Origin of the sequence: Saezia sanguinis (genome assembly GCF_003991585.1) — a bacterium.
Lineage (GTDB): Bacteria > Pseudomonadota > Gammaproteobacteria > Burkholderiales > Burkholderiaceae_C > Saezia > Saezia sanguinis.
This window is the reverse complement of the sequence record NZ_PQSP01000027.1, coordinates 1-380: the sequence shown is the minus strand read 5'-3', so window position 1 is coordinate 380 and position 380 is coordinate 1. Positions and strand designations below refer to the sequence as shown.

Below are 380 nucleotides of genomic sequence, written 5' to 3'. Positions count from 1 at the left end.
CTGATGCCTGACGCTTCGCCTTGTTCTTCACCATCACCTTGCGCCTCAAAGCTGTATCTCAACTCTGTCTGGGACATGCTGTTTCCTTTGCTGGCATTGAATTTGTTTTAAAAGCAATATGTAATCGGCCTTGCTGGTGCCTCCAAGCTTATTACATATTGCTTTTAGCCAGATTATTTATTCAACGCTCCATCTGGCATCTCCTTCTATCAACGCGCCGCCATGGTCTGTGCTGTCTCCCAGGCGTGCGACAGGACGCCCGTCGTCAATCAGTACGGTGGGTGAACCGGTGATGATGGTGGCCCCGCAACTGATTTTGTCGCCCTGGCGTGCCACTGGCTTGCCATGCAGGCTGCATACGGGTGAGCCGCTGATCACGG

1 protein-coding gene is annotated in these 380 nt (G+C 52.9%); it reads right to left on the bottom strand.

Annotated features, from left to right (window positions below; genetic code table 11):
• Positions 1 to 177: 177 nt before the first annotated feature.
• Positions 178 to 380 (bottom strand): PAAR domain-containing protein (locus tag CUZ56_RS14850; RefSeq protein ID WP_126981195.1); only part of this gene is annotated, 203 nt, incomplete at its 5' end.